We start from the raw sequence: 228 nt of genomic DNA, 5'->3' as shown, positions 1-228 counted from the left end.
CACGTAAGCTGCCATGTAAGCAGAAAGAAAAGAGGAGAGTTTCCAATGGCTTTCGAACTGCCCGCCCTGCCGTATGACTATGACGCCCTTGCGCCTTTCATGTCGCGCGAGACGCTTGAACTTCATCACGACAAGCACCATCAGGCCTATGTCACCAACGGCAACACGCTGCTCGAAGGCTCCGGCCTCGAAGGCAAGAGCCTAGAAGAGATCGTCAAGGAAAGCTAC

The 228-nt window shown here is 54.4% G+C and carries 1 pseudogene; it reads left to right on the top strand.

Features of this window, described 5'->3' with window-relative positions:
- Positions 1–45: 45 nt before the first annotated feature.
- Positions 46–228: pseudogene (locus tag SB754_RS23505) on the top strand (superoxide dismutase); the annotation flags it as partial.

The organism is Leifsonia sp. SIMBA_070 (genome assembly GCF_046534635.1).
GTDB lineage: Bacteria > Actinomycetota > Actinomycetes > Actinomycetales > Microbacteriaceae > Leifsonia.
The sequence above is the reverse complement of the archived record's forward strand: the minus strand, read 5'-3'. Positions and strand labels throughout refer to the sequence as shown.